Here is a 9,883-nt window from a genome sequence, read left to right as displayed (position 1 = left end):
GGCACGGCTGCGGCCACGGTGGCCGCTTCGGCGGCGGGCGGCGGGGCGACGGGTTCGATCGAGTCGTTCATGGTGGGTCCGGGGTCGGGCGAATCGAAGGATGAGAAGGGGCGGGTGTCCGCGCTCAACGCAGCGCCGGCGTATCGGGTGCGTGCCGCGCTGCCGCGGCGTCGCGACGCCGCGCGAGCCACGCGTGGACGAAGCCGAACAGCACCGGCACGAACAGCAGCGTCGACACCGTGCCGAACGCGAGGCCGCCGATCACCGCGCGGCCGAGCGGCGCGTTCTGCTCGCCGCCGTCGCCGAGGCCGAGCGCCATCGGCAGCATGCCGATCAGCATCGCGAGCGCGGTCATCACGACGGGCCGGAAGCGGGCGAAGCCGGCGTCGAGCGCTGCCTGCCACGGCGGCTCGCCGCCCGCGAGCAGCTCGCGCGCCGCGTTCACGACGAGGATGCTGTTCGCGGTCGCGATGCCGATGCACAGGATCGTGCCGGTCAGCGCGGGCACCGACAGCGTGGTGCGCGTGACGAACAGCATCCATGCGATGCCGGCGAGCGATGCCGGCAGGCCGCCGACGATCACGAGCGGATCGAGCCACGACTGGAAGTTCACGACCATCAGCAGGTAGACCAGCGAGATCGCGAGCGCGAGGCCGCCGAGCAGGCCCGTGAACGACTCGTGCATCGCCTGCACCTGGCCGCGCAGCACGATCGACGCGCCGGGCGGCAGTTGCGCGCGCGCGGCGTCGACGAGCTTCGTCACGTCGCCCGTGACGCCGCCGAGGTCGCGCCCCTGCACCGACGCGAAGATGTCGAGCACCGGCTGCACGTTGTAGTGCGACACCACGGCCTGCTGCGTCGCGCGCGAGAACGAGCCGAGCGCGCCGAGCAGGTTCTGCGCGGGCGCACCCGCGGCCGGGCTGCCGGCCGGCGTCTGCGGCGAGCGCGCGGTGCCGGCGGGCAGCGGCACGTTCGCGAGCGACTGCAGCGAATTCACCGTGTATTGCGGCGTCTGCACGAGCACCGGGTAGCTGACGCCGTTGCGCGGATCGAGCCAGAAGTTCGGCGTCGTCTGCGAGCTGCCGGACAGCGCGATCAGCAGGTTCTGCGCGACGTCGCGCTGTTCGAGACCGGCCTGGATCGCCTTCGTGCGATCGACGTTCACGTTGATCGCCGGTTCGTCGCCGGGCTGCTGGATGCGCGCGTCGACGAGCCCGCGTACGCCGCGCAGCTTCGCGAGCAGCGCATTCGCGACCGCACGGTTCTGGTCGAGCTTGTTGCCGACGATCTGGATGTCGATCGGCGCGGGCAGCCCGAAGTTGAGGATCTGGCTGACGATGTCGGCCGGCAGGAACGCGAACGTCACGCCGGGGAACGCCTGCGCGAGCACGTTGCGCAGCTTGGCGACGTACGCGGCCGTCGACGCGTGATCCGGTTTCAGCGTGACGAGCACGTCGGCGTCCTCGGTGCCGATCGGGTCCGACGAGTCGTACGTGAGGTTGATCCCGCTCACCGGCACGCCGACGTTGTCGAGCACGCCCGCGAGCTGGTTCGCCGGAATCACGCTACGGATCTTCGCTTCGACTTCGTCGGTGAGCCGTGCGGTTTCCTCGATCCGCGTGCCGGTCGGCGCGCGCAGATGCAGGCGGATCTCGCCGGTGTCGACCGACGGGAAGAAGTCCTGCCCGGCGAACGCGTAGAGGCCGGTCGATGCGATGCAGGCGAGCAGGAACGCGGCCGCGAAGCGGCGGCGCCGCGCGATCGCCGCCGACAGCAGCGCGCGATAGCGCAGCCGCACGGCCTCGAAGCGATGCTCGAACGCAGCCTGGAAGCGAGCCACATGCACGAGGTGTGCGAATACGCCGCGCGGCGGGCGGCCGCTGCCTTTGGCGCGCATCAGCGCCATCGCGAGCGTGGGCACCAGTGTGCGCGAGAAGAAGTACGACGCGATCATCGCGAAGATCACGGCTTCGGCGAGCGGCACGAACAGATAGCGTGCGACGCCGGTGAGCAGGAACATCGGCACGAACACGATGCAGATCGACAGCGTCGACACGAAGGTCGGCACCGCGATTTCGCCGGAGCCGGTCAGGATGGCCTCCTCGAGCGGCGCGCCGAGCTCGAGATGATGCGTGATGTTCTCGATCGCGACGGTCGCGTCGTCGACGAGAATGCCGACCGCGAGCGCGAGCCCGCCGAGCGTCATGATGTTGATGGTCTGGCCGAGCGCGGACAGCGCGAGCAGCGACGTGAGCACCGCGAGCGGGATCGTGATCGCGATGATCAGCGTCGCGCGCCAGCTGCCGAGAAACAGCAGGATCATCAGCGCGGTCAGGCACGCGGCGATCAGCGCTTCGCGCACGACGCCCTGGACCGCCGCCTTCACGAACACGGACTGATCGTCGAGCGGCGCGATGTGCAGCGCCTTCGGCAGCCCGGCCGCGATCTTCGGCAGCATCGCCTTCACCTGGTCGATGATCGTCAGCGTCGACGCGCTGCCGGTCTTTTCGACCGTCAGCAGCGCCGCGCGCTTGCCGTCCACCCGCACGATGTTGGTCTGCGGCGCGTAGCCGTCGCGAACGTGTGCGACGTCGCGCACGTACACGACGTTGCCGCCGATCGTCTTCACCGGCAGGTCGTTCAGCGCGGCGACCGTCTGCGTGCTGCCGTTCATCTGCACGTTGTATTCGTGCGTGCCGATCTTCGCGGTGCCGCCCGGCAGGATCAGGTTCTGTGCGTTGATCGCGTTGACGACGTCGATCGGCGCGAGCCCCTTCGCCTGCAGCGCGCGCGTATCGAGATCGACGACGATCTGGCGGATCTTGCCGCCGAACGGCAGCGGCACGGCCGCGCCCTGGACGGTCGCGAGCTGCGTGCGGATGAAGCTGTTGCCGAGGTCGTACAGCTGCTGCTCGGCGAGCGTGTCGCTCGACAGCCCGAGCTGCAGGATCGGCACCGTCGACGCGTTGTACGTGATGATGTTCGGCGGCAGCGTGCCGGGCGGCAGGATGCGCAGGATCGACGCGGCGTTGCTCGCCGCTTCCGCGATCGCGCGATTGATGTCGGCGCCCGGGTGGAAGAAGATCTTCACGACCGACACGCCGTTCAGCGACTGCGACTCGATGTGCTCGATGTCGTCGACGTCGGACGTGAGCGCGCGTTCGTAGTTCGACGTGATCCGCTTGGCCATGTCCTCCGCGGAGAAGCCGTTGTACGACCAGACGATGCTGACGACCGGAATGTCGATGCTCGGGAAGATGTCGGTGGGCGTGCGCAGCAGCGCGAGCGGCCCCGCGATGAAGATCAGCAGCGCGAGTACGACGAACGTGTAGGGCCTGCGTAACGCCAGCCGGACGATCCACATGATGGTGCTCCTCGAAGCAGGGCTCGGATGCGCATTCGATGCGACGAGCACGCAGTCTGCCGGCGCGGCGTTGACCCGACCCTGACTCGAGGATTACGAAACCGTTATCTGTGCGGGCACGCGGGTGCGTGGTGACCGACCGGCGCCGGTGCCCAGATGACAAAACCGTAATTGAAGCCTCACCTTCAGGAAAGCGCGCGAATCGCAGAATGCATCCAACTCTTCATCGCATCGATGGGGAGCGGATGTCCGGCCTGATCTGCGGACGCGAACAAGCCATCTTTGAGAGGTGAACATCATGAACAACCTGATTCGTGCAGTCCTGCTGTCCTGCGCACTGAGCGCGCCGATCGTCGCATTTGCGCAAACCACCGACCATGCGGTTACCCGCGCCGAGGTGCGTGCCGATCTCGCCCGCGTCGAAAAGGCCGGTTATCGGCCCATCGGCAGCGATCCGTACTATCCCGAGGACATCCAGGCCGCGGAAGCGAAGGTCGTCGCGCAGCAAGCGCGATCGGCCGATGCCCAGCCGACCGACGCGGCCAAGACGGCTACATCGTCGCTCGCGTCACTCGACACGCAGCCGTTGTACGAGCATCACTGAGCGCGGTTGGCGACCGCCGTCGGAAACCCGGCGGCGGATCGTTCAACGGACGGCGCGCATGCCGCCGCGCGTCAGTTCTCGCCTTTCTCGAGCACGTTCTGCGTGAGCGTGATCGACGGAATCGTCGGCTTGAGCAGCGCGCGGCGCGCGCGGCGGCTCAGCCACTTCCAGCCGGCCACGAGCAGCAGCGCGACCAGCGGGATCGACGCGATCGTCCACGTCCCGTTCGGATAGTCGAACGCCATCAGCACCAGCACGCCGAGCAGGAACAGCAGCGTGAGCCACGACGTGACGGGCGCGCCCGGCATCCTGAACGACACGTCTTCCACCTCGCCGCGCCTGACCGCGGCGCGGAACTTCATCTGGCACACGACGATGAAGCCCCAGGTGCTGATGATGCCGAGCGACGCGATGTTCAGCACGATCTCGAACACGCTCGACGGCACGAGATAGTTGAGCAGCACGCCGACCACGTAGATCGCGACCGTCACCAGAATGCCCGCGTACGGCACGGATTGCCCGCTCATTCGCGCGAGGAACGCGGGGGCGGAGCCGCCCATCGACAGCGAACGCAACACGCGCCCCGTCGAATACAGGCCGGAGTTGAGGCTCGACAGCGCGGCCGTGAGCACCACCAGGTTCATCACCGAGCCGATGCCCGGCACGCCGAGCGCGCCGAAGAACGTGACGAACGGGCTCTGGCCCGCCTTGTACGCGCTCCACGGCAGCAGGCAGACCAGCAGCACGACCGATGCGACGTAGAAGATCGCGATGCGCCAGATCACGTTGTTGATCGCGCGCGGCAGCACCTTGCGCGCGTCCTTGCATTCGCCGGCTGCCGTGCCGACTAGTTCGACGCCCGCGAACGCGAACACCACGCCCTGCACCAGCACCAGCGCCGGCATCAGCCCGTGCGGGAAGAACCCGCCGTTGTCGGTGATCAGATGCATGCCGGTGCCATGGCCGGCCACCGGCATGCCCGTGCCGAGGATCGCCGTGCCGATGACGAGAAACAGCACGATCGCGGCGACCTTGATCAGCGCGAACCAGAACTCCATCTCGGCGAACCACTTCACGCCGATCAGGTTCATCGTCGCGACGATGCACAGCGCGACGAGCGCGAAGATCCACTGCGGCACGGCCGCGAACGGCGCCCAGTAATGCATGTAGAGCGCGACGGCGGTGATGTCGACGATGCCGGTCATCGCCCAGTTCAGGAAGTACATCCAGCCGGCGACGAACGACGCCTTTTCGCCGAGGAATTCGCGCGCGTACGACACGAAGCTGCCGCTGCTGGGGCGATGCATCACCAGCTCGCCGAGCGCGCGCAGGATCAGGAACGAAAACGCGCCGCAGACCAGATAGACGATCGCGAGCGCCGGCCCGGCGGCCTGCAGCCGGCCGCCGGCCCCGAGGAACAGTCCGGTGCCGATCGCCCCGCCGATCGCGATCATCTGCACCTGTCGATTGCCGAGGGTCTTGTGATAGCCGGCTTCGTGCGATTCGAGCCAGCTGCGTTTGTCGGTTTCGCCGGTTGTCGACGGGTCGGGAATCGATGCCATGACGGTATCCTCGCGCACGGATGGGATTGAATTCATCCCGATCGCGGGACGATCGGGACCACCGGTACCGGCGGACTCGCGAGCGGAATCGGGCGCGCTCGTCCTGATCGCGATTCGTCGGACGTGACGAACGGCACGGTACGTCGCGAACGTATGCAGCCGTAATTCCCGCCACAAACGGAATGCAAATTTGGACTGGGCGTGTTCGAATCCGCGCATAACGGCCGCGGCGACGGGTGAACCGGTTAGGTAATTTGGTGCGCCGACGCGCACTGCGAGGGCAACCGTTACCGATGGTGCCGGTTCATGCACCGAAATGAGGAATTCGGTTCGCCGAAGGGTTCGCCGAAATGTCCGGCTCATGCCGGTGCGGCGAGCGTTTCCCGGCGATGGCCCGGTTTTTGCTGGAGTGGTGTCGGCCGCGCAATCGTTGCGCGCAGCCCGACGACATACCAGACAAGGAAGATTCACCGTGAGCCCGACGACCCGACCGTTCCCCCGACGCACCTGGCTGGCTGCGCTGCTCGCCGCCCCCGTGATCGCGCTGTTCGCCGCCGCGCCGGCCCATGCCGATGCGCTCGACACCATCGCGAAAAACGGTACGCTGCGCGTCGCGGTGCCCGAGGACTATCCGCCGTTCGGGTCGGTCGGCACGGACATGCAGCCGCAAGGCTACGACATCGACATGGCAGGACTCCTCGCCAAGTCGCTCGGCGTCAAGCTGAAGCTGGTGCCCGTGAACAGCGCGAACCGGATTCCGTACCTGACGACCAACAAGGTCGACATGGTGATCTCGTCGCTCGGCAAGACGCCGGAGCGCGAGAAGGTCATCGACTTCTCGAGCGCGTACGCACCGTATTTCCAGGGCGTGTTCGGGCCGTCCGACGTGAAAGTGAGCACGCCGGCCGACCTCACCGGCAAGACGGTCGGCGCGACGCGCGGCGCGCTCGAGGAGATCGCGCTGTCGCAGCTCGCGCCGAACGCGACGATCAAGCGCTTCGAGGACAACAACGCGACGATCCAGGCGTTCCTGTCGGGGCAGGTCCAGTTGATCGCGGCCGGCAACATCGTCGCGGCGGCGATTCTCGCGAAGAATCCGCCGCGCCGCCCCGAGGTGAAGTTCGTGATCAAGAATTCGCCGTGCTTCGTCGGCGTCAACAAGAACGAACCGCGCCTGCTCGCGAAGATCGACGATGCGATCGCGCATGCGAAGCAGGACGGCTCGCTGGGCGAGATGTCGCGCAAGTGGCTCGGCCAGCCGTTGCCGGCCGGACTGTGACGCATCGCCGTGTCGCCTGATACGTCGCCGCGGCCGGGGTGCCCGGCGTGGCGCGTGTCGTTGTCCGAACCCGAATTCATCTCCTTCCCATGAGCTACCAGCTTCAATTCGGCGAACTGTCCGAGTACGTCGGCGTGTTCGCGAGCGGCGCGGCGATCACGCTCGCGCTGACCGCGGTCGCGACCGTGCTCGGCGTGGCGGTCGGCGTGCTCGGCGCGGCCGCGTACAGCGCCGACGCACGGGCTGCCGTGCGCTTGCGCCCGCTGATCGGCGCGTACGTCGAGGCGATTCGCAATACGCCGTTCGTCGTCCAGCTGTTCTTCATCTTCTTCGGCTTGCCGGCGCTCGGCGTGCACATCGACGAATACACGGCCGCGATCCTCGCGATGACGCTCAATCTCGGCGCGTACTCGGTCGAGATCGTGCGCGCGGGCGTCGCCGCGGTGCCGAAAGGGCATCTGGAGGCCGCGTCCGCGCTGGCGATGTCGCGCGCGCAGATGCTGCGCCACGTCGTGCTGCCGCAGGCGCTCGCCAAGGTGTTTCCCGCGCTGTCGAGCCAGATCGTGATCACGATGCTCGGCTCGGCCGTCGTGTCGCAGATCTCGGTGGCCGACCTGACCTATGCGGCCAGCTACATTCAGTCGCGCAACTTCCGCGCGTTCGAGACGTACTTCGTGATCACGCTCGCGTATCTGGCGATGGCGCTGCTGCTGCGCGCCACGCTCGGCGCGATGGGCCGCCGCCTGTTCACCCGCCGCGTGCGAGGTGCGCGATGACCGATTTCACGTTGGGGCAGATTCTCGCGAACCTGCTGCTGGCCGCGCGCTGGACGATCGTGCTGTCGATCGTGTCGTTCGTGACGGGCGGCCTCGTCGGCCTCGGGCTGCTCGTGATGCGCGTGTCGGGCTCGACGGTGCTGCGCGGCATCGCGAAGCTCTATATCGAAGTGTTTCAGGGCACCCCGTTGCTGATGCAGCTGTTCATCGTGTTCTTCGGCCTGCCGCTCGTCGGGCTCGACGTGCCGCCGTGGGTCGCGGCCACGGCGGGGCTCACGTTCTTCACCAGCGCGTATCTGGCCGAGATCTGGCGCGGCTGTGTCGAGGCCGTGCCGAAAGGGCAGTGGGAGGCGTCGGCCAGCCTGGCGATGAGCTACGTCGAGCAATTGCGTCACGTGATCCTGCCGCAGGCCGCGCGCATCGCGATCGCGCCGACGGTCGGTTTCGGCGTGCAGGCCGTGAAGGATACGGCGCTGGTGTCGATCATCGGCTTCACCGAGCTGACGAAGGTCGGCATCGCGATCTCGAACGCGACGTTCCGGCCGTTCGTCGTGTATGGCCTCGTCGCGCTGATCTATTTCGCGCTCTGTTATCCGCTTACCCGTTATGCGCGCACGTTGCAAAGGAGATGGCATGCCGCTCGTTGAAACCCGGGGTCTCGAAAAGAACTTCGGCACCCATCATGTGCTCAAGGGCATCGATTTCTCCGTCGAGCGCGGGCAGGTCGTCTCGATCATCGGCCGCAGCGGCTCGGGCAAGAGCACGCTGCTGCGCACGCTCAACGGGCTCGAGAGCATCGACGCGGGCACGATTTCGGTCGACGGCGAACGCGTCGATGCGCGGCACGCGGACCTGCGCGCGCTGCGGCTGAAAGTCGGCATGGTGTTCCAGCAGTACAACCTGTTTCCGCACCTGAGCGCCGGGCAGAACGTGATGCTCGCGCAGTCGGTGGTGAAGAAGGCGCACCGCCAGCAGGCGCGCGCGATCGCGGAACTGATGCTCGAGCGCGTCGGCCTCGGCGACAAGTTCGACGCGTTTCCGGAACAGCTGTCGGGCGGCCAGCAGCAGCGCGTGGCGATCGCGCGGGCGCTCGCGATGAAGCCGAGCGTGCTGCTGTGCGACGAAATCACGTCCGCGCTCGACCCGGAGCTGGTCGGCGAGGTGCTGGGCGTGGTCGAGCAGCTCGCGCGCGAGGACATGACGCTGATCATGGTCACGCACGAGATGAACTTCGCGCGTGCGGTGAGCGACCGGATCGTGTTCATGCACCAGGGGCGTGTGTGGGAGAGCGGGACGGCCGACGAGATCTTCGAGCGGCCGCAGACGGTGGAGTTGACGCGGTTTCTGGGCAGCGTGCGAAACACCGAAACCGTGACGCGCTGACCGACACCGCCGTGCGGCCCGGCCGCGATAGATGACAGGACCGTAATCGAAGCTTCACCTTCCGGACAGCGCGCGAATCGCAGAATGGACACCACTCCTCATCGCATCGATGCGGAGCGGATGTCCGGCCTGATCTGCGGACGCTAACACGCTATCTTCGAGAGGTGAACATCATGAACAAGCTGATTCGTGCGGCATTGCTTTCCTGTGCGCTGAGCGCACCGATCGTCGCATTCGCGCAATCTGCCGATCATACGGTCACGCGCGCCGACGTGCGCGCCGACCTGATTCAGGCGGAGCGCGACGGCACGCTGCCGACGTCGAACTGGGACTATCCGCCGAGCACGCAGACGATCGCGCGCAATCGCGAGCTGTATGCGATCGCGCATGGCGACCGGCCCACGGCAATGGCCGCGACGTCGTCGGCCACCGTGTCGACCGCGAGCGCGCAATGAAGCGGGGCGCCGTATCGACATGCGCGGCCGGGCTGGCGATCGCCGCGTGGCTCGCGGCGGCCGCGGCCCCGGCTTTCGCGCGCGGGCAGCCGCTACTGCCCGATGACGACGGCGGGCGCGCCAGCGTGCTGCACGGGCTGAATCCACGGTTCGATCCGCACCGCCATACAGTCGACACCCGGCCGGCGCACGCTCACGCCGCGCCCATCAGCCGCGCGCCGAGCGCGATCCCGCGCGCGGCGATCGCTGCGCTCGCGGCGCGCTGACGGGCGTCCCAGCCGGCAAGCGCGGCATCGAACGCGGCGCCGCGTGCGACGTCGCGCACGGCTTCGGCGAGGCCGACCGCGTCGTCCGCCGCTTTCGCGACGCCCGCCGCCGTGTGCGGGCGCACCATGCATGCGGCATCGCCGAGCAGCACCGCGCGCCCGACAGCCATCCGCTCGACCGCGAGATCGAGGAT

General features: G+C 67.6%; 9 protein-coding genes. 6 read left to right on the top strand and 3 right to left on the bottom strand.

Annotated elements, in window-relative coordinates:
- Positions 1-124: 124 nt before the first annotated feature.
- Positions 125-3,364 carry an efflux RND transporter permease subunit gene (locus tag H3O04_RS30585; RefSeq protein ID WP_202589097.1) on the bottom strand — a complete coding sequence of 1,080 codons (3,240 nt, stop codon included), beginning with the start codon at positions 3,362-3,364 and terminating at the stop codon, positions 125-127.
- A 298-nt stretch (positions 3,365-3,662) separates the two neighbouring features.
- Here H3O04_RS30585 and H3O04_RS30580 point away from each other — a divergent pair, with 298 nt between their 5' ends.
- A complete protein-coding gene (locus H3O04_RS30580; protein WP_202589096.1) occupies positions 3,663-3,968 on the top strand; it encodes a DUF4148 domain-containing protein in 306 nt (101 codons plus the stop codon).
- 71 nt (positions 3,969-4,039) lie between these two features.
- On the opposite strand, the gene ansP is transcribed toward H3O04_RS30580, so the two are convergent.
- Positions 4,040-5,530, bottom strand: a complete 1,491-nt coding sequence (ansP, locus tag H3O04_RS30575) for an L-asparagine permease (protein ID WP_202589095.1) — start codon at positions 5,528-5,530, stop codon at positions 4,040-4,042.
- A gap of 472 nt (positions 5,531-6,002) precedes the next feature.
- Between ansP and H3O04_RS30570 the strand changes: the two genes are divergently transcribed.
- The 5 genes from H3O04_RS30570 to H3O04_RS30550 all read left to right on the top strand — a co-directional run bounded on the left by H3O04_RS30570 (position 6,003) and on the right by H3O04_RS30550 (position 9,423).
- A complete protein-coding gene (locus H3O04_RS30570; RefSeq protein WP_012337456.1) occupies positions 6,003-6,809 on the top strand; it encodes a transporter substrate-binding domain-containing protein in 807 nt (268 codons plus the stop codon).
- Positions 6,810-6,898: 89 nt separating this feature from the next.
- A complete protein-coding gene (locus H3O04_RS30565) occupies positions 6,899-7,585 on the top strand; it encodes an amino acid ABC transporter permease (protein ID WP_011545692.1) in 687 nt (228 codons plus the stop codon).
- Positions 7,582-8,232, top strand: a complete 651-nt coding sequence (locus H3O04_RS30560) for an amino acid ABC transporter permease (RefSeq protein WP_006481394.1) — start codon at positions 7,582-7,584, stop codon at positions 8,230-8,232. The genes H3O04_RS30565 and H3O04_RS30560 overlap by 4 nt, the downstream gene beginning before the upstream one ends.
- Complete coding sequence (locus H3O04_RS30555; RefSeq protein WP_006493844.1) at positions 8,219-8,968, top strand: amino acid ABC transporter ATP-binding protein; 750 nt, start codon at positions 8,219-8,221, stop codon at positions 8,966-8,968. The genes H3O04_RS30560 and H3O04_RS30555 overlap by 14 nt, the downstream gene beginning before the upstream one ends.
- A gap of 173 nt (positions 8,969-9,141) precedes the next feature.
- Positions 9,142-9,423, top strand: coding sequence for a DUF4148 domain-containing protein (locus H3O04_RS30550; RefSeq protein ID WP_034175616.1), 282 nt, complete (start codon positions 9,142-9,144; stop codon positions 9,421-9,423).
- Between the two features lie 193 nt (positions 9,424-9,616).
- Here H3O04_RS30550 and H3O04_RS30545 read toward each other — a convergent pair.
- Positions 9,617-9,883: FAD-dependent monooxygenase (locus tag H3O04_RS30545; RefSeq protein WP_202589094.1), on the bottom strand; the 267-nt coding region annotated here is incomplete at its 5' end.

Source organism: Burkholderia sp. KCJ3K979 (genome assembly GCF_016759955.1).
In the GTDB taxonomy this organism is placed as follows: Bacteria; Pseudomonadota; Gammaproteobacteria; order Burkholderiales; family Burkholderiaceae; genus Burkholderia; species Burkholderia orbicola.
This window is presented reverse-complemented; position numbering and strand designations above follow the sequence as displayed.